The following is a 20,066-nucleotide window of genomic DNA, read 5'->3' on the forward strand; positions in this document are numbered from 1 at the left end:
TGGGGCGGCTTGCCCTTTGGGCGATGCTGCCCCATCAGGCGGGTCCGACCGGATAACAAGGGCCAGACGATGGCGAGCCCCGAAGGCGCTAAGTCAGAACTGAAGCGAATCCTGGCCCAGTCGCGCGCTGCTTTCATCGCAGTCGCGATCCTGAGCGCCGTGCTGAACATCCTGGTGCTCGGCGGCTCCATCTTCATGATGCTGGTCTATGACACGGTCCTGCCCAGCCGCAGCGTGCCGACGCTGGGCGGGCTGCTGATCATGCTGATCGTCGTCTACCTGTTCCAGGGCGTGCTGGACGTGATCCGCGGCCGCATGCTCGCCCAGATCGGCGCCACGGTCGATCGCGGCCTCGGTTCGCGCATCCATCAATTGATCGGAAAGATGGCGCTCAGGATGAAGATGCCGGGCGATGGCCTGCAGCCGGTGCGCGACCTCGACAGCGTCCGCTCCTTCCTGTCCGGCGCCGGTCCGTCCGCGCTGATCGACCTGCCTTGGATGTTCTTCTTCATCCTGATCCTGTTCCTGCTTCATTACTGGCTGGGGATCACCGTCCTGGTGGGCGCGCTGATCCTGATCGCGCTCACCTTCGCGACCGAGCGGATGACCAAGGAGCCGAGCAAGCAGGCGACGGCGCTCAACGCGCAGCGCCAGGCGGTCGCGGAATCGACCCGCCGCCACGCCGAGGTCGTGCAGGCGATGGGCATGGGCGGCCGGCTCAACCAGACCTGGGTCTATATGAGCGACCAGAGCCTGGCCGCACAGCAGAAGCTCACCAACGTCGCGGGCACGCTCGGCGGCAGCAGCAAGATCCTGAGGCTCCTGCTGCAGTCTCTGGTGCTCGCGGTCGGCGCGCTGCTCGTGATCAACAACCAGGCCACGGGCGGCATTATCTTCGCCAGCGCGATCCTTGCCGCGCGTGCGCTGGCGCCGGTTGAAGTCGCGATCGCAAACTGGAAGGGCTTCGTGGCCGCACGGCAAAGCTGGGCCCGGCTCCAGGAGATGCTCGGCCAGATGCCGGACGACGACGTCCAGCATATCCTGCCGCCGCCCACCGCCACTCTTTCGGTGGAAGCACTCTCGCTCGCACCCCCGGGCGCCAACAAGCTGACCGTCGACGGCGTGACCTTCGCGGCCAAGGCCGGCGAGGCGATTGCGGTGATCGGGCCGAGCGGCTCCGGCAAATCCACCCTGGTGCGCGGGATCTGCGGGATTTGGCGGCCGATCAGGGGGAGCGTGCGGCTCGACGGGGCGACGCTGGACCAGTGGGCGGGCGACGATCTTGGCAAGCATATCGGTTACCTGCCGCAGAATGTTGAGCTGCTCGACGGCACTGTGGCGCAGAACATTGCCCGCTTCGATCCGGCCGCGCCGTCGGAAGCGATCACCGCGGCCGCCAAGCTCGCCGGCGTGCACGATCTCATCGTGCGCCTGCCCGACGGCTACGAATCGCAAGTCGGGAACGACGGCTCGAACCTGTCCGCCGGCCAGCGCCAGCGCATCGCCCTTGCCCGGGCGCTCTATGGCGATCCGTTCCTGATCGTCCTCGACGAGCCCAATTCCAATCTCGACGCCGAGGGCGAGACCGCCCTCGCCGAGGCCGTCAACTCGGCCCGCAAGCGCGGCGCGGTCGTGGTGCTGGTCGCCCATCGCCAGACCATCCTCGCGGTGGTCGGCTCGATCCTCTACATGCGCGACGGTCGGGCGCTGGCCTTCGGCCCCCGCGACGAGGTGCTGCGCAAGCTGACGGGAACGGAACCGCCCAAGAAGATCGCGGCGAGCGTCGCCACGGCCGAGGCCGCACAGGCGCCGTCCAAAAGCTAAGCGGCTGCGACGCCCCGCGGAACAGGGCAAACTTCCCGTTCACCACTTCCTCTAACAAGCCGTAAACGACGACTTCTCTAAACCGGCTCACAACGGCCCAGTGCCGATTTCCTGTGAGGGTTTGAGATGAGCGTTTCGAAATTCCTCAGCCGCCTACAGCACCACGAGTCCGGCAACGTAATGGCGATCTGCGCCGCGATGATGCCGCTGCTGATGGGATCGGCCGCGCTCGCGATCGACGCAACGCAGATCGCCTTGTGGAAACGGCAGCTGCAGCGGTCTGTGGATTCCGCGGCGATCGCCGGCGCCTATACGCTGACGCAGAACGGCAGCAACGGCCAGGTGGAACAAGCCGTCGACGACGACCTCGACGAGAATCCGCATCCGCCGATTACTAATCAGACGGTGGTTATCGCCCCGGCGTCGGGCTTCCAGCAGACGGTAAGGGTCGCGCTCACATCCCAGCGGACCCTGCCCTTCGCCAACATCTTCACGAACACGCCGACCACCATCGCCGCCGACGCGACCGCCGCGATCGTGACCGCGGGCAATTATTGCATGGTGTCGCTTTACAGCGGCCCCGACACCGGGATCGACATCAGCGGCAACGCCACCGTGACTTTGGGGTGCGGGATGATCGCCAACAGCCGGTCCAGCGAGGCCGTTACGGCCAGTGGCAGTTCGTCCGTCACCGCGAGCCCGGTTGGCGCAGTCGGAGGCCTGAACGGCGGCACGCAGAATTTCGAAGGTGAGACGGTCTTGCTGCCCTACACGGCGCCGCAAGCGGATCCCTACGGCTATCTGCCCGATCCTGAGAAGCCCGAAGGGAAGGACTGTACCGGCAACGCGCCAGTCGGCGAGATCATCCCGGGGGGCAGCTGCTACGCGTCCTGGAACGTCGGCAATGGTGAAACGCTGCTGCTCGGGCCGGGAACCCACTACATTTACGGCGGCGACTCAACCTTCCACGGTACGGTCAAGACGGTTGCCGTTGACGGTGTCGAAGGCGCGACCGTCATCATGACCGGGCCGAGCGGCAAGGCCGGCGACATCAAGATGAACGCGCAGGCCAGCATCCAGATCAAGCCATCGCAAAGCGGCACCTACAAGGGCATCACCTTCTACCGGGATCGCCGTGCGGATTTTGTCGAAATCAAGATGAACGGCGGCGCCGACGCTGTTTACACGGGCGGCTACTACTTCCCCTCGGCCGACCTCTGGTTCAACGGGAACGCCAGCATCACTTCCAATTGCCTGCAGATGGTCGCCCAGAAGCTGACGTTCCGGGGCACCTTCGATCTCGCCAATACGTGCGCCGATGGTCCGAACAACGGCAACTTCCGTCGCCGGCTCGTCCGGCTTGTGGAGTAGTCCTGATGCATCTCCCCCCTCAGCGCCTGCGCCGTCTGTTCAACGATGAGCGCGGCTTGACGATCGTCGAACTCGGCTTGGTCGCGCCGTTTCTCGTGCTCCTGCTCGCCGGATGCATTGACCTCGGCCGCGGCCTGTCGGAGCGTTACGCGTTGCAGCAGGCCGCCCACCGCACGATCGAACTCGCCAATTCGATGACGCTTGCTGCCGACAAGGATGCGAACGAGATCGACTTCGGCCCGCTGAAGGCAGAGGCGGCCGCCGCCGCGGGTGTGCCGGAGTCGGCTGTAACGCTTACCCGCTGGGTGGAGTGCAACCGCGTGGTGAAGGAGGCCTACAACATCGTGTGTCCGCCAGGTGAAATGGTCGCGCGCTACATCCAGCTCGAGATCGTCGGCAAGTATGTGCCTATGCTGAAGCTCGCCCATGTCTATCCTCTCACCGACGCCAATGGCGAAGTGACCATGACGGTAGAAGCAGCCGTGAGGATCCAGTGATGAAGCTCCTGTCCCTCCACACCGATCAGCGCGGCGCCTCCGCAGTCGAGTTCGCGATGATAGCGCCGGTCCTGTTCTCGATCATGATCGGGGCCGCCCAGATGGGCGTGCTCTTCTTCGCCAACACCGGCCTCCAGCATGCGGTGGGGGAAGGTGCTCGGGTTGCGATGATCTTCCCGCGCCCGACCGACGCCACGATCAAGGAGTCGGTCAACAACGCGAAATACGGGCTCGATCCCAATTATCTGGTTGGGGATCCCCTCATCACTTATGAAGACGACGGAGGCGTTTGTGCCGCCGTGATCAGATGGAGCTACAATGTTCCGCTGAACTTCATCTTCTATCAAACGCCAGCGGTGACGCTGGAGCATGAGCGCAGAGTCTTTCTCCAGGGCGGTACGGCGGGTGCACTCACCTGCGACGCAGCCGGAACACCGACCGGCGGCGGCGCTGGCGGCTCTGGCGGCGGCACGAGCAGCGGCGGCGGCACCACCACCGGAGGCGGCACGACCAGCGGAGGGACAACCACCGGCGGGACAACCAGCACCAGCAGCGGCGACACCGGCGGGACGACGAGCACAAGCACGGGCGGCACAACCAGCGGCGGGACGAGCACAACGAGTGGAGGAAGCACGACCAGCTCAGCCAGCTCCACCAGCGGTGGATCGACCACGACCAGCAGTGGAAGCACCAGCTCAACGAGCACCAGCTCGACCAGCACCAGTTCGTCCAGCAGTGGCAACAACGGCAGCAGCGGCAACAATGGCAGCAGCGGCAACGGCAAGGGTTCGGACAAGGTCAAGGGCAAGTAAGCGGCCCGCCCTTCGCCTGAACCGCAATAGTCAGGGCTGGGCCGTGTTCCCGCCCCCGCCCGGCAAAGCCTTGGGGATCGCCGTTCCGGCGGCCGACGGCTCGCTCGGCGGGTTGCGCAGGAAAGCCCAGGCCGCCAGTCCCGCGATCAAGGCGAGGAGGAGCAGCAGCATGACCATGTTGCAGCCGCGGCCACGTCGACTCGGCGGTGGAACTTCAACCACTTAGCGCTCCCTAATGCGTCGCCGGCCAACGGCTTCCTGTCGCGGGAGTTCCGGGTGCTCGCGAAACGATCATGGCGCGATCGCCAGCCCATCTCCTTGCTTGCCGGACTTGAATCGGCGCAACACCCTGCCGGACGCGAACTCGACCTCGGCCACCTCGTTCCGCCCGGTCTCGGCGGCGTAGATCCGCTTGCCGTCGGCTGAAAACAGGATGGTGACCTGCTGCGCCGCATCGCTGCCGCTGACCTGCACTTCGCGGACCGCCTTGCGGGCGCGGGCGTCGATCACCGTCAGGCTGCCGCTGCCCAGGTTGGAGGTGACGATCCAGCGCCCGTCCGGGCTCGCCGCGACACGGATCGGCACCGGCCCTGTCTTAACCTCGGCAAGTTTCGCGAACGTCCGGGTGTCGAACGCCTGCACCCGCGCGCCGTCGAGATCGGCGACCCAGAGTTCGCCGCCAGCGCGGGCCAGCGCGATCCCTTCCGGCTTTCCGCCCACCGCCAGGTCCCGCAGCTTGGCGCCGGCAGGCAGGTCGATCACCGACACGGTGCCGGCCGCGATGTTCGCGGTGTAGGCGCGGCTCCTGTCCGGCGAGACCGCGACCATGTGCGTGCCGGCCTGCCCGGTCGGCACGGCCGACACGGCATCTCGCCGCCGGGTGTCGATCACCGTCAGGCTCTGGCTGCGCTCGGTGGTGGCGACCAGCCGCCCGTCCGGCAACCAGACCAGCCCGTGCGGCCCCTGATTGGGCGCGAGCTCGACCGTGCGAAGCTTGCTGCGCCGCCGCACATCGAAGATGTCGATGCTCGACCCGCCGTAAGCAACCACCGCAGCTTGCCGCCCGTCCGGAGAAACGGCGATTTCGTGCGGCATCCGGCCGGTCGGGACGCGCGCCAGCTCCTTGCCGGTGCGCAGGTCGATGAAGCTCAGCGTGTCCTCGCCCTTGTTGCCGACCAGCAATGTCTGCGCCGCCGCCGCGCCGCAGGCGAGCGCCAAAGCCAGCAATGCTCCACCCAGCTTGAACCGCATGCCCGTCTCCCTCGTTGACAAGGCTATGCTAGGCCGCCCGCGTCCACAGGCAAGTTCTCCGCGCCGCTCCCGGCGGGCGGGCCGCGCCGTCGCGCTGGCGGTGGTGGCTGCGCTTGCGCTTGCTCGCCCGGGCGCCGCGCAGGAGCAGGCAGAAGGGCAGAGCAAGGCGGATTACCATGCATGGCTCGCCCGCGAGCCCGCCGCCCGCGCGCAGCTGCTCGCCTTCAAGCAGTTCCTGGAGATGCGCGAGGTGGATGGCGTGCTGCCGACCTGGCAACTCGTCCGCACCGCCAGCCGCTGGCGCGAGTGCAATGGTCCACGCTTCGAAGTCGCCCCCTTCACCGAGTGGAACAACGTCGCGCGGACTTTGCGCTTCATCAAACTCCATGTCGAGCCGGTGGTCGGCGATGTCGAGGCCATGTCCGGCTATCGCAATCCCGAGCTCAACGCCTGCTCCGGCGGCGCGAAGGAAAGCGCCCACCGCCGTTTCTTCGCGGTCGACCTCGTGCCGCTGAAGCCGATCGGCCGCGCCGGCATGATCCGCAGCCTGTGCGCGATCCACGCCTGGCGCGGAGCCGGCTACGATGTCGGCCTCGGCTTCTATCAGGGCCGGCGCTTCCACATCGATTCCAAAGGCTTCCGCAAATGGGGCCCCGACGGCAAGGGCGCGACCAGCCCCTGCGTGACTGGGATTTAGGCCAACCCTCCCCCCGCAAGGGGGGGGAGGGCTCAGGCCTCAGCGCGTCGCCTGCGGGGCGGCCGCGCTCGGATTGGCCGGCAGCCCGCCGAGCTGCGTCACCATGTCCTTGTAGGCGTCGAGATAGGCGAGCACGAGCACCTGGCCGATGTCGGTGTCCTGGTAGCCGCCGCCGGCGATCCCGCCGAAGCCGCCGCCCCAGAAGCCGCCGGCGCCGCCGCCGAAGCTCCAGTCGGACTTGCGGGCATAGCCCTCGGTCATTCGCTCCTGCTCGGTGGTGCGGCTGTTGACCAAAGTCAGCAGCACATTGGCTTCCTTCTTGTTGACGCTGATGTTGCCCGCGATCGCACCGAAACCGCCAAGCCCGCGGCCGAGACCGCCCAGCACGCCGCCGAGGCCGCCGCCACCCGACCGCTCGTTCTTCGAAACGATGTCCGGCACGATGAAATAGTCCGCGGCCTTGACCTGGCCGCGGCCGATGTTGGAGCCGCCCTGCAGCTCGCCATTGTCGGCCAGCGCGCGTTCGATGTTGCGGCTGGCCAGGCCCTTGTTGCGGTCGACCAGGCTGAAGCAGCCCGACTTCATCACGAACAGCTTCAGCACCGCCTCCGGGCTGCCCAGGCCCATCGCCTGCCACCAATTATTGTCGGGCTCGACGATCGAGATCGTGCCGAGCTTCTTGGCGCAGACCGGGATTTCGGCAACGCCCCGCTCCTGCGCCTTGCGGCCGGACGATTTGCCCTGCGCCGCGGCCGGCGAGGCGGAGATAACCAGCGCCGCAGCGGCGGCGGCGAGAACAGCGAGCTTCTTCATAAGTCCCCCATGGACGAAAGAGTGGCGCCCGGCTCCTTGCCAGGCATGGCGGCCCGCTACGCCGCCCTCCTCTCCCTCGCCCGCCGGCTGCGTTCGGCGCGTCCGATCCTGCGGCGGAGTCGCCGCCGGCGCGACGGGCGCCGCAGCTTCGTCGACGAAACCGGCTTCAGCCGCGGCCGTCACTTGGATGCCTGACCCGGTTGGCCGCACCCGCCCCCTCTGCTACGGCGCCGCGAAACACCCCCGAAATTGAGCGAAATGACTGAGCTTTCACGGATACGTAATTTTTCCATCATCGCGCATATCGATCATGGGAAGTCGACGCTTGCCGACCGCCTGATCCAGCGGACGGGGGGGCTGACCGACCGCGAGATGTCGAGCCAGGTGCTCGACAACATGGACATCGAGAAAGAACGCGGGATCACCATCAAGGCGCAAACGGTGCGGCTCGACTACCGCGCGCAGGACGGGCTCGATTATGTCCTGAACCTCATGGACACGCCGGGGCATGTCGACTTCGCCTACGAAGTCTCGCGCAGCCTGGCCGCGTGCGAGGGCGCGCTGCTCGTCGTAGACGCGGCTCAGGGGGTGGAGGCGCAGACGCTCGCCAACGTCTACCAGTCGATCGAGCACGACCACGAGATCGTGCCCGTCATCAACAAGATCGACCTGCCCGCGGCCGAGCCCGACAAGGTCCGCAAGGAGATCGAGGATATCGTCGGCCTCCCTGCCGACGACGCGGTGCTCACCTCCGCCAAATCCGGCATCGGCATCGACGAGGTGCTGGAGGCGATCGTCACCCGCATCCCGCCCCCCACCGGAGACCGCACGGCGCCATTGAAGGCGATGCTCGTCGACAGCTGGTACGACCCCTATCTCGGCGTCGTCATCCTGATCCGCGTCATCGACGGCGCGATCCGCAAGGGCCAGAACGTCAAGTTCATGGCCGGCGGCACCGAGCACCTGGTCGACCGCGTCGGCGCCTTCCGCCCCAAGATCGAGCAATTGCCCGAACTCGGCCCCGGCGAGATCGGCTTCATCACCGCCCAGATCAAGGACATCTCGGAAACCCGCGTCGGCGACACCATCACCGATGTGAAGAAGCCCGCCCTGGAAGCCCTGCCCGGCTTCAAGGAAGTCCAGCCGGTGGTCTTCTGCGGCCTGTTCCCGGTCGACGCCAACGACTTCGAGAAACTCCGCGAGTCGATCTCCAAGCTCCGCCTCAACGACGCCAGCTTCAGCTTCGAGATGGAGACCTCGGCCGCGCTCGGCTTCGGCTTCCGCTGCGGCTTCCTGGGCCTCCTCCACCTCGAGATCATCCAGGAGCGGCTCACTCGCGAATATGATCTCGATCTCATCACCACCGCGCCGAGCGTCGTCTACCGCATCCACCTCACCCACCCCAATCCCGACGGCAACAGCCTGATCGAGCTCCACAATCCCGCCGACATGCCGGATCCGAACCGGATCGCGGACATCGAGGAGCCGTGGATCGAGGCGACCGTCTACGTGCCCGACGAATATCTCGGCCCCATCCTCAAGCTCTGCCAGGATCGCCGCGGCATCCAGAAGAACCTGACCTATGTCGCCGGCCGCGCCCAGCTCACCTACGAGCTGCCGCTCAACGAAGTGGTGTTCGACTTCTACGACCGGCTGAAGAGCATCAGCCGCGGCTATGCCAGCTTCGATTATCACCAGATCGGCTATCGCGAGGGCGACCTCGTCAAGATGAGCATCCTGGTCAATAACGAGCCGGTCGACGCGCTCAGCATGATCGTCCACCGCGGCACCGCCGAGGCCCGCGGCCGCGGCATGTGCGAGCGCCTCAAGGACCTCATCCCCCGCCACCTCTTCAAGATCCCGATCCAGGCCGCGATCGGCGGCAAGGTCATCGCGAGAGAGACGATCGCGGCGCTGAGGAAGGACGTCACGGCGAAATGCTATGGGGGGGATATTTCGCGCAAGCGGAAGCTGCTGGACAAGCAGAAGGAGGGAAAGAAGCGGATGCGGGAATATGGGAGCGTGAGCATCCCGCAGGAGGCGTTTATTGCGGCGCTCAGGATGGGTGAGGAGTAGCCTTCCTTTTCCGCCTGCTGGACGAGCACGAAATGAGGGCGGACTCTCGATCCGGGGGATCGGGGAAGCCGCCCTCATGGGAAGAAGCGGATGCGAGAATATGAGCGTGCAGGTACCGAGCGAGGCGTCGATTGCGGCGATGCGGATGGGGCGGAGTAGGTTTCAGGAGGAACTAGCGGACCCGAGCGCGAAGGGCTGCCAGCTTGGTGCTGGCTCAGCCTAACCGGCAAAAAAGCAACGTTCGAACGGACATGCTCATTGGCTCCAGGTGACCGCAACACTCAGAAATGGCGGTGCTTTCGCATTGACATGTGAAGCCGTTTCAGCGGAGTTTGAGCTCCAGGGGAGAAGGCCGATGATCAGTAAACAGATCGAATACATCGACATCGATAATCTGCTTCTCGATCCACAAAACCCGCGAATAGGTCGACGAAACCGCCTGCAGCCAAAGTCTCAAGACGCACTCTTGAAGTTGATGATTCCCTGGACGCTGGATGAACTCGTCGACTCTTTTTTGAAGGCAGGTGGATTTTGGACCCAAGACGCTCTGATAGCTATCACGAGCAGTGATGAAACTGGCAAATTAGTCGTAGTGGAGGGTAATCGTAGATTAGCGGCTCTTAAATTGATGAGGTCGGCCGTGAGAGGAGAAATCGAGCCTCCGAAGTGGCTCCGTGAGCGCTTGTCAGGCACCAACGTTAAGGAAGATGCCGAGTTTTTTACTTCGGTTCCGTATCTTATGGCTGAGACTCGAGAAGACGTCGATGCATACCTTGGGTTTCGACACGTGAGTGGCATCAAAGAGTGGGCACCAACCGAAAAAGCTGAGTTTATGACTCGGTTGATCGACGAGGAGAACAGTACATTTCGTGATGTTGCAAAACAGATTGGTACACGAGCTGACATTGTAAAGCAAAACTACGTTGCCTATAAAATATTACTGCAGATGGAGAACGAGCTTGATCCAGAGGAATGGCAGGAGGTGGAGGAAAAATTCTCTGTTCTGTTTCTATCGCTCAGGTCGGCCGGAGTTAGGCATTTCCTCGGTATTGACCTGAGGAATCTCAACGAAGGAACGCACGATCCGATCCCGGAGAGTCATAGAGGGAACGTCCGAGAATACATCGCTTGGCTCTTCGGAACTAAGAAGAGCGGCCCTTTAGTGAAAGATTCTCGACACGTTGATCGTTTCGGAGAAATTCTTGCTGAACCTAAGGCTGTGGAATATCTTCGCAGCCAGGATGAGCCACAGCTGGAGTACGCCTACGCCTACACCAAGGCGTCTGTTGATCTTGTGGCAGAGCCTCTCAAGGAGGCGGCGAGAAGCATCCGGTTAGCCTTGCGCGCCATTCCAGGCCGCGAAGACGATGAGATCTTACAGGAGGAGGCTTGGCCGGTAACAGAGGGCGGTATAAAGCTTGCTCTTGTATTTAACGGTGCCTACCAAGCGCGGGCTCAGGAACTTCTCGGTGCAGCTTGAGCTGCCGAGCGCTGGATACGGGTCAGCACGCAGACCAACTGCCCGAAGGAATGAACTTTTCTCTGACTGGATTGAGGCCCAAGCATTTCTACTCGAATCGGCAGTTTCGAAACCTTGGCTCGTCGAACGATTAGATGGAAGCAAGCTCGTCAAGAATGAAGCTGACGCATGGACTCTGGTCAGTGACTGTTTTGCGCTGTGTCGCCAACGGCGGAAAAGTATTGGAGCGCCGTATCCGTTCAGTATAGCCGGTGACGCACTGGAGTACTCCGGTGAGGGTTCGGCGTACACCTTCTGCCTACTGGCCTCGCTGCCTGAGCAATTTGTCGAGCTGAGGGAGGGCTACCCTGCTACGTTTCGCGACATATTCGAGGCCGTAGTCGCTGAGTCGCTCCGCTCGTCGTTTCCCCGGTGGGACGTGCTTGAGACCGGTTGGGCTAAAATCGCAGAGGAAGGTCGGAAACAAGCGATCCGATCAATTGCAGATTTCGCTCGTGGGAAATTCCTAGACGAAACGGTTTTTAAGCAACCCAAAGATGCGCAAGTCGATGTGGCGCTTCGCCGGGCTTTCTCTGACGAGCGACCTTCATTTCCAGTGATAATGGGCCAATGCGCTACTGGTGTCACAGATTGGAAGGACAAAGCAATTCGGCCGAACTTGGACAGATGGCAGAAGGCTGTCCAGTTTAGCGCCACTCCCACCAAGTTGTTTGCTGTTCCGTTCGCTTTTGATCATGAGACCTTCTGGTTTGCGGCCACTGAATCCAGCGGGTTGGTCTTGGAGCGAACTCGAATCACGGCTGCACTCGGAGCGATCCCTGCGCAGCTGGCCGGTCAGATCTCTGCGTGGCTCGAGCAGGCTAAACCGCTGATTCCAACTCTCGAGATGTAAGCCCGCGAGGTCGGGGACCTTTGCCCGGCCCCGGGTGATCCAGGTGATTCCCCGCGAGCTTCAGATATTGCTTTGGAACGGGAGCGACGTTCGGCAGGACAGGGGTACAGCCCTGCCGGCCCAGACGGACCCAGCGCCGATCCTCTGGCTCCCTGCCGAAAGCATCCAGAAGAGACCGACCGAGGGCCTCAGCGAGGATCGGAGGCACCGCGTTACCAATTTGCCTGTGGCGAGAGGCTCGATCCCCAGAGAATTTGAAAGTCGGTGGAAAGGATTGGAGGCTTGCCAATTCCGTGGTGGAGAGGAGCCTGTTCTCCCAATGGAAGGGACCTGAATTCTGCGATGGACTCGCAACGATAGTCGGGGCTGGAAGACCGGGATCGATCTTCTGTAGGAAAGACCAGTACCGCGTCCGCCAGCCGAAAAGGGGAAGGCCGCCTCCTCTGGCTGTGTGCCAAAGGTAGTTCTGCCCGGGCGGAATTGATGGCAGCAGATCAGACCACCGACCTCGCGGCGTCAGTTCGGGCTCATTTTCGAATTTGAACGAGGTCAGCCCGCCTAAAGCGTCCCAAGTGGTTCGGTAAGGTTCAAAACCCTGTCCGTGAGTGGGAAGGGGAAACTTGTAAAGCTCCGCCCCAGATCTAACCCCAATAGCGAAGAAACGTTTACGGTGCTGCGGCACGCCGAAGGCGGCTGCATCTATAATCTTCCAGCTAAGATCATAGGAGATTCCGCGAGTTCTTAATTCATCTAGCTTGGCGACAATCCTATCGAGTCCGCCGAAACCTTTGAAGCCAGGAACATTTTCGATAAGAAATCCCTCGGGCTTCAATGCTTCAACGCAGGAAAAGAAGTCATCAATGCTAGTAGCTCGTGCGTCTTCAAACCCCCTCGCCGCCTTCGTGGTCCAAAGAGCTGATTTGGAGAAGGGCTGACAAGGGGGGCCTCCAACTACGAAATCAATCTGCCCGAAGCTCGCGAGATCACCGTCAGAAAGAGCGTCCACTCGCTTCTGGATCACTCTGTGCTCGAAGTTTCGGCTAAGCGTTTCGCAGCAGTCCCGATCCACTTCAACGCTAGCGGCAATAGAGAAGCCAGCGGATTGGAGGCCCTGATCTAAACCGCCTGCACCGGCGAAGAGACTGAGGCACTTCATGCTGATGTGAGCTCCGAAACGCCGGAGTCGCTGTCAAGAGAAAAGCGGCAGAACGAGTCCGTCCCTTGGGGAGCTGAGCCCTCCGCAATCCTGCGCTTAGGCTCGGGCTTCGCCTTGTCCTCGGCTATCGCAAGCGATAGCCTTGGGGCTCAGCCGCAAGGCGCGGGAGTGAATCCCGCGCCGTCGATCGCGCTTCGCGCGTCGGCCGAGCGTCCGGCTCTCTCGCCTAGCGCGCTGGATCGCTGCGCGATCGCACGCTAGGCTCGGGCCTACCGCTATGTGCAATCGCTATCGCGTCACCGCCAAGCAGATCGAGATCGCGCAGCGCTACGGCGTCCTTCGACAGGCTCAGGACGGTCGGACCAACTGATCCCCGAGCCCCCCGGATCAAGTCCGGGGCAGGCTAAGACGCTGCCGCTCCTTCGACTGGGCTCAGGATAAACTGAGTTGTTCCCGAAGCGGAGCGGGTGGGTGCTGCGCAAGGAGGAGGGCGTGCGGCGGCTGGACATGATGCGGTGGGGCATTCCGCTCCCGCCCACCGGCAAGCCCGTCACCAACGTGCGCAACCTCGCCAGCCCGTTCTGGCGATCGATGCTGAAGAGTCCGGCGCGGCGCTGCCTGGTGCCGGTGACCGACTTTTGCGAATGGTCGGGCGAGAAGGGGGCGAAGCAGGAGCACTGGTTCTCGCTGCCGTCCAAGCCGATCCTCAGCTTCGCCGGCATCTGGCGGCCGACGCCGGAAGGGAATGCCTATGCCTTCCTCACCTGCGAGCCCAACCCGCTGGTCGCGCCGATCCACGCCAAGGCGATGCCGGTGATCCTCCACGACGAGGATTACGACCGCTGGCTGGACGGCGAGGTGGACGAGGTGTGTTCGCTGGCGACGCCGTTCCCGTCGCAGCTGATGGCGGTGGGTTAGGGGCTGGTCAGGCGGTGGGGCCGTCACGGGAGTAAATCCCGTGACGTCGGACGTGTCCTCGCCGCTGGCTCGGCACGCCGGCCGGCCGGCAGCGTCTCTTCGCCTATGGTCCGGCGTCGCTGCCGCGTCGGCGGTCATAGGCTCGGCGCTGCTCGGCTTCCCACTCAACCTGTTCCTTCGCACCCTTGGCGTGGCGCTCGCGGAACTGGCGTTGCTGCTCGTCGTGGCTTTGCGGCTGACCGCCGTAGGTGGCCTCGAGCGGTTCGGTGCTGAAACGGCCGTAATCGACAAGGCGGCCGCGGGGCGGGTGTTCGGGGCGGACGGGCTCGCCAAGCGCGGCCCATTGGAGGCGGCGCGCTTCGCCCAGGATCCGCGACAAGGGCGTTTCGGCGATGTCGATCAGGGAATGGCCGTCGGCGCGGAAATCTGCGAGCAGCTTCAGGGCATCCTCGCTGAGCAGATCGAGCGTGGTTTCGAGCCAGGTCATCTGGCGGAGGTAGAAATCCGTCTCGACAACCCGGCCGTCGAGTCGGGCGCGCCGCTCGGCCTCGACCTTGATCAGGTATTTGCGCAAGATGGAATCGAGCCATTGGCGGCGCTGCTGCGGCACCTCCTCCTGCTCGGGCGGCGCGGCGGCGGGGCGCTGCCGGGCGCGGGAGGCGGCGCCGCCCCAGCCGCCGAGCGAGGGCGCCCAGGCCGCATCCTGATCCTCGACGACCTGGAGGCCGGCGGCGATGCGGCGGCTGCCCCTGTCGCGCGAATAAGCGGAGGCCGCGTCCCAGGCGGCGTTGAAGCTCTCGGCTCCCGATGCCTTGCGCAACTGTTCGGCGCCCCATTGCGCCTTGCCGACGGCGGCGGCGGCGCGGCGCGGCGAGCCGGTGAGGGCGAGCGCGTGGATGAAGCCGCGCTGGCGCTCGGCTGTCCAGCCATCCACGCGCTCCGTCTTGCGCGGCACGGGGGTGAAGGCGAGGAGATCGTCGAGCGGGTCGGAGCAGGGATCGAGGGGCGGTTCGGGGGTGGGTTCGGAAGCGTTCATGATTCGCGGAATGAACCACAAGGGTTCGCTGTAGGACAGCAGTTTCTCCGCGCCTGGTGTGCAGCTGCTTGCAACGCGGCGCGGACAGCGCGCTACAGCGCCCGCACGGGCGCGATGCTCTTGACGATGGTCACGATCTCCGACTGGCGGCTGCAGTGCATCTTCTGCGACAGGGCCTTGAGCTGGCTGCGCACGGTCGAGACCGCGACCTGGCGGTCCTCGGCGATGAGGCGGACATCGTCGCCGTCGGCGATGCGCTTGGCGATCTGCGCTTCCGCCTCGGTCAGCTGGAACAAGGAGCACAGGTGGCGCAGCAAGGCGGGATCGGCACCGTCGGCCTCGCCCAGGATCAGGAGCGCGTGGCGCGCCGCCCCGTCCGCCCGCACCGGCGCGACGGTGGCGATGCGCGCCCTGCCCTTGCGCGCGCGCAGCTGGACGGCGGAGGCGGAGGGCGAGGCGGCGCAGGCGAGCTGCACCGCCATGCGCAAAGCGGCGCCGGAGCCGGCGGCGGCGGCCTCCACCTTGCGCTGCGGGGCTTCCAGCACGTCGCCGGACCGCAGCGCCGCTTCGCCTGCGGCATTGGCATAGACCAGGCGACCGTCGGCGCTCACCAGCAGGGCCGGTTGGGCGAGCGCGTCCATGGTCGCCTCGATCGAGCTCAAGCGGCGGTGGAGCGCCGCGAACTTGCCGCGCACCGCCAGCATCCGGCGCAGGTGCACGCCGATCTCGCCGAGCGCGGCGACGTCGGCTTGGGCGAAGGCGGGCTGGGTCTTGCCGCGCTGCAGCGCCACCATCCCGTTTCCCCACTGGTTGTGGACGCGGACGCCGAGGCAGCGGAACGTGTCGTCGCCCATTCCGCGAATATATTCGTTGTAGAACAAGCTTCTCTCGAACTGTTCGTCCGATACGAGCTGGTCGAGCCTCATCGCGTGGTTGGGCGGCTGGAGTTGCGCGGCGGCGCGCGCCCAGGGATCGTGAGCGGCATAGTTCAGCGCATAGTCGGCGAGCTGGCTGTCGGTGAAATAGCCCGAATGGCTGAGCACCTCGGCAGTGCCGTCGCCGTAATGCCAATGAAGAAGCGTCGACCGCGCATCGAACGATCGAGCAAGCCGTTGGCACAGTTCGGAAAGGGCATGATCATCGAGTAAAGCGTCGTAGATCTGGTCTGGCGTTATGTGGCTTCCCTGCATCTGTTCTGTTCTCGCTGGGCTGAAACACAGATCAGGCAGAAGAACACGCCATGACAGGCGCCATACCTCATTTGGGGGATGCGAATCGTCAAGAAGAATTTACCCTTAAGCTCTGATCTTCGAAGATTTCTGCTGAAGCCCGCAAAGTCGGGCACGGCAAGGGGCCGCGAGGATTGCAAGCGCCGGCTGGGAACCGGCTTGATACGGGGGAATACAAGATGAAAAGCAAGCGTTTGCTGGCGGCCCTGGCCGTCGCCTCAATGGTGTCTGCGTGCGCGAGCGTCCCGGCCATGCCGGATGTCGCCCAGATCTCCGATCCGGCCGAGAAGGAGCTGGCGATCGCCAAGCTTCAGGCGGTTGCGCCCAAGCCGCTCGAGGGCAATGGCGGCAAGTTCATGTCGCCCTTCACCAGCGACGGCGTCACCGCCGAGTGGGTCACCAAGGCGATGAAGGTCAAGGCGAGCGGCGAACTCGGCCAGGCGGCCGGGCAGATCGCAGGCGACCAGCTGCTCAGCAACATCCCGTTTGCGGGCATGTTCGCGGGCGAGGCCACCAAGAAGCTCGCTCGCGACGCGGCGATGAAGTCGATCGGCGGCGAGGAGTTCCTCAAGTCGAGCAGCGATCAGTCGTTCGATACGCTCGAGGACATGGCGGGTTACATGTACGCATACCATGCGACCCACGCCGACTATGCGGCGATCGTCGAGGCGGCCGCCGGCATCTATCCGGAATTCGGCCCGCTTTATTACTCCAAGTATCCGAAGCCGCAGGCGCCCAAGAAGGAGAAGAAGGAAGCTGAAAAGACTTCCTGATCGATCCTCTGCGTCTCCACTGCTTTTCGGGAAACCTGACATGAGTCGTATCCTTGTTTCAGCCGGCATCGGGCTTGTTCTCCTGTCCGCCGCCGGCCCGGTGGAGGCGCAGCGGCGCCGGCAGCCGCCGACCGTCTACTCGAGCCCGGATTCCTCCGGCGCGGTCAGGGGGGTCGGGACGGAGTCGCAGGACATCGTCTCGATGAGCGATCAGATGATGCGGGACCTCCTCACGGTCCCGCAGCTGATGAACGCATCGACGCCGCCGCGGGTGATCATCGACCCGCAGTTCTTCCGCAACGAAAGTTCGGAAATCATCGACAAGGCGCTGATCACCGATCGCCTTCGGGTGCTTCTGGTCCGCGCGGCGGGCGGGCGCATGCGCTTCATCGGCCGCGAATATGCCGACGCCACTCAAATGGAGCGAGATCTCAAGGACCAGGGCATCGTCGATGTCGGCACCACGGGGCGTACCCGCGCGATGGCGGGGGCTGATTTCCGGCTGGTCGGCCGGATCGGCACGCGCGACGCGGTCAACCCAGCGTCCGGCGTCAAGGAACGCTACAGCATGTACACGTTCGAACTGCTCGATCTCGAATATGGCGAGCTCGTCTGGTCGAACCTCTACGAGTTCAAGAAGGCGACCCAAGACAACGTCGTCTACCGCTGAGGCTCAGACATGCGCGCGCTTCTTCTTGCTCTTGGAACCCTCGCCGCTGGGTTCCCGACGTCGGTCATCGCGCAAGCGGCTGCCGAGCCGACCGAGTATCTCGCAAAGCTCCAGTCGGAAGGCGACCGGAACCGCGTGCTGAACCAGATGGAGATCGGCACGCGCTATTTCTGGGCCGAGCGCGACGATCTCTCCGCGGCCGCCTTCAACGACGCGATCGAGAAGATCGAGACCGTGTTCAAGCAGGACCCTGGCGCCACCAAGGCGCGCAGCCTGTGGTACGAGGAGGGCTCGAAGAGCTTCAAGGGCGAGCCCTATGAGCGGGCGATGGTCTATTATTATCGCGGTCTCGGTTATCTGCGCGCCGGCGATTACGAGAATGCCCGCGCGGCATTTCGCCAAGGCCTGATGCAGGACGCCTTCGCCGAAGAACTGCAGGACCAGGCCGACTTCGCGCTGCTGCTGTATCTTGAGGCGTGGGCGTCGCACCTGAACGGAGACGCGGACCTTCGCGACGAGGCGATGAAGCGGGTCAAGGCGATCCGCCCGGACGTGCCGGACATCGGGGCGGACCACGACACCCTGGTGCTGGTCGAGACCGGGACCGCCCCGCGCAAGCTGGGTGACGGCGCCAACCACAGCTATTTCGTCTATCGCCGCGGCAAGGGCTTCAAGGAGAACAAGGCCGAGCTGCTGCTCGGCTCCGAGCCGCTCCGGCTTTACCCGATCGAAGACGTCTATACCCAGGCCAGCACCCGCGGCGGGCGCGCGATCGACAAGATTCTCGACGGCAAGGTCGAATTCAAGCGCACCACCGGCAGCGTCGGCTCGGGCCTCGCGCAAGGCGCGACGATGTTCTCGGCGATGGGAGGCGGCGGCGCTGCTGCCGGCGCGATCGGCGCGGTCGGCGCAATCGCATCCTTGATGTCGGCCAACGCCAAGCCCCGCGCCGATACCCGGCAGTGGAGCTCGCTGCCCGACACGGTTCACGTCCTGACGCTTGCATCGGCGAAAGCCGGCAGCGCGCCGGTGGTGGTCAAATATTATGCCGGCGAAGAGCCCGGCGCCCGCGAGGATCAGCCGATCACGTTCAAGGCTGATCCCAAAGGCAAGCGTCTGGGCCTGCTCCGGTCGCGCTAGGTGTAAACAGGGGGAAGAACATGCGTAACCATTCGAAACTGACAATGGCGGCCCTGATCGGTGCGGCAACGCTCGCAGCCGGCTGCACAACGCCTGCGGGCCCACCTCCCGAGGGCGGATACAGGATCGACAATCAGAACGTCACCCGCCCGACCCTTAACACCGTCCGCGTGATCGACGGCAGCCTGGCCCAGTATCGCGACCGCCAGTACAATGTCCGCTCGGTGCTGGACGTCGAGAACATCGTCGTCAGCAACACCGGCACGGGCCTCAAGCGTATCAGCGTCGAGCTTCGCAACAAGGCGCAGGTCGAGATCCCGCTGGAAGTTCGCACAAGCTGGTACGATCCCTCGGGTCGCCCGGTCGATGCCGCCGCGTCCTGGAACCGCCTGTTCGCCAAGCCGATGTCGATGGCGCTCTACGAGCACGTCTCGAGCAGCCCGGCCGCGCAGCAATATTATGTCGAGGTCCGGGCGGCCCAGTGAAGCCCCGAAAGGTCTTTCCCATGCGCAAAGCGCTCGCCCTGTTCTGCATCTGCCTGCCCGGCGCGCTGTCGGCGCAGGATCGTCCAGGCCTCCCGCCGGTCGGGCCAGGGGAAGTCCGGCCCGGCCTGCCGGATGTAAATCCCAGGCGCTTCGATGCCGATCCGCGAGACAATCTGCAGGCTGCTTTTTCAAGCTTCGGCGCCTGGTACCGCGGCAACAATCGGCCCCGCATCCTGCTCTTCTGGAACCGGCAGCTGAGCGACGAAACGACGACGCGCTACCGTGATCGCACGCGCGGGTCTGAGATCACGGTGGCGCGCCCGGGCGCCGTCGCATCCGCCTACGACCAGGTCAGTGAGCAGGAGCGGACGACCGGCAAGACCTATTCCGAACTGCATCCGGACGATGACGGCGAGTTCGAGACCGGATTCCTATCGGCTTTCGCCAGCGCGGGCGCGGACATGATCGACCGTTCGGCGCTGATGCGGAAGGTCTCCACGGGGCATGGGCAGGGCGACCGGTCCGACCAGCAGTTCATGGAATCGATCGCGCTGGAACAGGGGATCGAGTATCTGGTCGAGGTGCTCCCCGACTACCGGGCATCGAGCAAGACCGGCATGATGTTCACGGTCAAGATCACGCACTTGCCGAGTTCCGCGGTGCGCGCACAGTTCCGTTCGGAAGGCCGTCCGGAGGCGGGCCCGGAGCGGCTGGTCGCCCGAGCCGGCGGCTTTCGCCGGGAGCGCGACGAGCGACTTTCCAGTGAGAACGTCGCCGAAGCCCTCGCGGCGGAGACGATGCGCCGGTTCCGATAGGCCGGTTGCCGGACTAGCCGGCGCCTCCCGTCCAGCCTGGAACAATGCTGCTCAGCCGAGCTTTTCGGGATCAGCATCGCGCCGGGATGCAAGTCCGGGACGATTCCGTTAGGCGCTGATTTCACGAATCA

General features: G+C 64.4%; 21 protein-coding genes. 15 read left to right on the forward strand and 6 right to left on the reverse strand.

What is annotated here, in order from left to right; translation table 11 throughout:
* The first annotated feature begins 69 nt into the window (after window positions 1-69).
* The 4 genes from VF631_RS13265 to VF631_RS13280 all read left to right on the forward strand — a co-directional run bounded on the left by VF631_RS13265 (window position 70) and on the right by VF631_RS13280 (window position 4,504).
* Window positions 70-1,824, forward strand: a complete 1,755-nt coding sequence (locus VF631_RS13265; RefSeq protein WP_431850791.1) for a type I secretion system permease/ATPase — start codon at window positions 70-72, stop codon at window positions 1,822-1,824.
* Window positions 1,825-1,950: 126 nt separating this feature from the next.
* The gene (locus tag VF631_RS13270) at window positions 1,951-3,195 is read left to right on the forward strand and encodes a pilus assembly protein TadG-related protein (protein WP_431850792.1); all 1,245 of its coding nucleotides are present in this window, start codon (window positions 1,951-1,953) and stop codon (window positions 3,193-3,195) included.
* A 5-nt stretch (window positions 3,196-3,200) separates the two neighbouring features.
* On the forward strand, window positions 3,201-3,692 hold the full coding sequence (locus tag VF631_RS13275) for a TadE/TadG family type IV pilus assembly protein (RefSeq protein WP_431850793.1): 492 nt from the start codon (window positions 3,201-3,203) through the stop codon (window positions 3,690-3,692).
* Window positions 3,692-4,504, forward strand: coding sequence for a TadE/TadG family type IV pilus assembly protein (locus VF631_RS13280; protein WP_431850794.1), 813 nt, complete (start codon window positions 3,692-3,694; stop codon window positions 4,502-4,504). The genes VF631_RS13275 and VF631_RS13280 overlap by 1 nt, the downstream gene beginning before the upstream one ends.
* A gap of 30 nt (window positions 4,505-4,534) precedes the next feature.
* Here VF631_RS13280 and VF631_RS13285 read toward each other — a convergent pair whose 3' ends face one another.
* Together VF631_RS13285 and VF631_RS13290 are read right to left on the reverse strand one after the other, a co-directional pair.
* The gene (locus VF631_RS13285) at window positions 4,535-4,726 is read right to left on the reverse strand and encodes a hypothetical protein (RefSeq protein WP_431850795.1); all 192 of its coding nucleotides are present in this window, start codon (window positions 4,724-4,726) and stop codon (window positions 4,535-4,537) included.
* Window positions 4,727-4,795: 69 nt separating this feature from the next.
* The gene (locus VF631_RS13290) at window positions 4,796-5,755 is read right to left on the reverse strand and encodes a YncE family protein (protein WP_431850796.1); all 960 of its coding nucleotides are present in this window, start codon (window positions 5,753-5,755) and stop codon (window positions 4,796-4,798) included.
* Here VF631_RS13290 and VF631_RS13295 point away from each other — a divergent pair.
* The gene (locus VF631_RS13295) at window positions 5,754-6,452 is read left to right on the forward strand and encodes a hypothetical protein (RefSeq protein WP_431850797.1); all 699 of its coding nucleotides are present in this window, start codon (window positions 5,754-5,756) and stop codon (window positions 6,450-6,452) included. The genes VF631_RS13290 and VF631_RS13295 overlap by 2 nt on opposite strands.
* 39 nt (window positions 6,453-6,491) lie before the next feature.
* Here the strand turns inward: VF631_RS13295 and VF631_RS13300 are convergent, their stop codons facing one another.
* Window positions 6,492-7,265, reverse strand: a complete 774-nt coding sequence (locus VF631_RS13300) for a CsgG/HfaB family protein (protein WP_431850798.1) — start codon at window positions 7,263-7,265, stop codon at window positions 6,492-6,494.
* 9 nt (window positions 7,266-7,274) lie between these two features.
* On the opposite strand from VF631_RS13300, the gene VF631_RS13305 reads away from it, so the two are divergent.
* The 4 genes from VF631_RS13305 (at window position 7,275) to VF631_RS13320 (ending at window position 11,713) form a co-directional block, all read left to right on the forward strand.
* Complete coding sequence (locus tag VF631_RS13305; RefSeq protein WP_431850799.1) at window positions 7,275-7,460, forward strand: hypothetical protein; 186 nt, start codon at window positions 7,275-7,277, stop codon at window positions 7,458-7,460.
* Window positions 7,461-7,523: 63 nt separating this feature from the next.
* Entirely contained in the window at window positions 7,524-9,341 is a 1,818-nt protein-coding gene (gene lepA, locus VF631_RS13310) for a translation elongation factor 4 (RefSeq protein ID WP_431850800.1), read from the forward strand.
* A gap of 355 nt (window positions 9,342-9,696) precedes the next feature.
* Window positions 9,697-10,821, forward strand: coding sequence for a hypothetical protein (locus VF631_RS13315; RefSeq protein WP_431850801.1), 1,125 nt, complete (start codon window positions 9,697-9,699; stop codon window positions 10,819-10,821).
* On the forward strand, window positions 10,811-11,713 hold the full coding sequence (locus tag VF631_RS13320; protein WP_431850802.1) for a hypothetical protein: 903 nt from the start codon (window positions 10,811-10,813) through the stop codon (window positions 11,711-11,713). The genes VF631_RS13315 and VF631_RS13320 overlap by 11 nt, the downstream gene beginning before the upstream one ends.
* Here the strand turns inward: VF631_RS13320 and VF631_RS13325 are convergent.
* Window positions 11,682-12,869, reverse strand: a complete 1,188-nt coding sequence (locus VF631_RS13325; protein ID WP_431850803.1) for a DNA cytosine methyltransferase — start codon at window positions 12,867-12,869, stop codon at window positions 11,682-11,684. The genes VF631_RS13320 and VF631_RS13325 overlap by 32 nt on opposite strands.
* A gap of 447 nt (window positions 12,870-13,316) precedes the next feature.
* Between VF631_RS13325 and VF631_RS13330 the strand changes: the two genes are divergently transcribed.
* Window positions 13,317-13,787: an SOS response-associated peptidase gene (locus tag VF631_RS13330; protein WP_431850804.1), complete on the forward strand. Its 471-nt coding sequence runs from the start codon at window positions 13,317-13,319 to the stop codon at window positions 13,785-13,787.
* Between the two features lie 103 nt (window positions 13,788-13,890).
* Here VF631_RS13330 and VF631_RS13335 read toward each other — a convergent pair whose 3' ends face one another.
* Both VF631_RS13335 and VF631_RS13340 read right to left on the reverse strand, forming a co-directional pair.
* Window positions 13,891-14,823 carry a hypothetical protein gene (locus VF631_RS13335; RefSeq protein WP_431850805.1) on the reverse strand — a complete coding sequence of 311 codons (933 nt, stop codon included), beginning with the start codon at window positions 14,821-14,823 and terminating at the stop codon, window positions 13,891-13,893.
* A 92-nt stretch (window positions 14,824-14,915) separates the two neighbouring features.
* Complete coding sequence (locus tag VF631_RS13340; RefSeq protein ID WP_431850806.1) at window positions 14,916-16,013, reverse strand: helix-turn-helix transcriptional regulator; 1,098 nt, start codon at window positions 16,011-16,013, stop codon at window positions 14,916-14,918.
* Between the two features lie 218 nt (window positions 16,014-16,231).
* On the opposite strand from VF631_RS13340, the gene VF631_RS13345 reads away from it, so the two are divergent.
* The 5 genes from VF631_RS13345 to VF631_RS13365 are packed head-to-tail and all read left to right on the forward strand — an operon-like array spanning window position 16,232 to window position 19,935.
* Window positions 16,232-16,825: a hypothetical protein gene (locus VF631_RS13345; RefSeq protein ID WP_431850807.1), complete on the forward strand. Its 594-nt coding sequence runs from the start codon at window positions 16,232-16,234 to the stop codon at window positions 16,823-16,825.
* A 40-nt stretch (window positions 16,826-16,865) separates the two neighbouring features.
* Window positions 16,866-17,495 carry a penicillin-binding protein activator LpoB gene (locus tag VF631_RS13350; RefSeq protein ID WP_431850808.1) on the forward strand — a complete coding sequence of 210 codons (630 nt, stop codon included), beginning with the start codon at window positions 16,866-16,868 and terminating at the stop codon, window positions 17,493-17,495.
* A 9-nt stretch (window positions 17,496-17,504) separates the two neighbouring features.
* On the forward strand, window positions 17,505-18,635 hold the full coding sequence (locus tag VF631_RS13355; protein ID WP_431850809.1) for a hypothetical protein: 1,131 nt from the start codon (window positions 17,505-17,507) through the stop codon (window positions 18,633-18,635).
* Window positions 18,636-18,655: 20 nt separating this feature from the next.
* A complete protein-coding gene (locus tag VF631_RS13360; RefSeq protein WP_431850810.1) occupies window positions 18,656-19,120 on the forward strand; it encodes a DUF1425 domain-containing protein in 465 nt (154 codons plus the stop codon).
* Window positions 19,121-19,140: 20 nt separating this feature from the next.
* Window positions 19,141-19,935: a hypothetical protein gene (locus VF631_RS13365; protein ID WP_431850811.1), complete on the forward strand. Its 795-nt coding sequence runs from the start codon at window positions 19,141-19,143 to the stop codon at window positions 19,933-19,935.
* The last annotated feature ends 131 nt before the right edge of the window (window positions 19,936-20,066 follow it).

This window comes from Allosphingosinicella sp., from assembly GCF_036387615.1.
In the GTDB taxonomy this organism is placed as follows: domain Bacteria; phylum Pseudomonadota; class Alphaproteobacteria; order Sphingomonadales; family Sphingomonadaceae; genus Allosphingosinicella.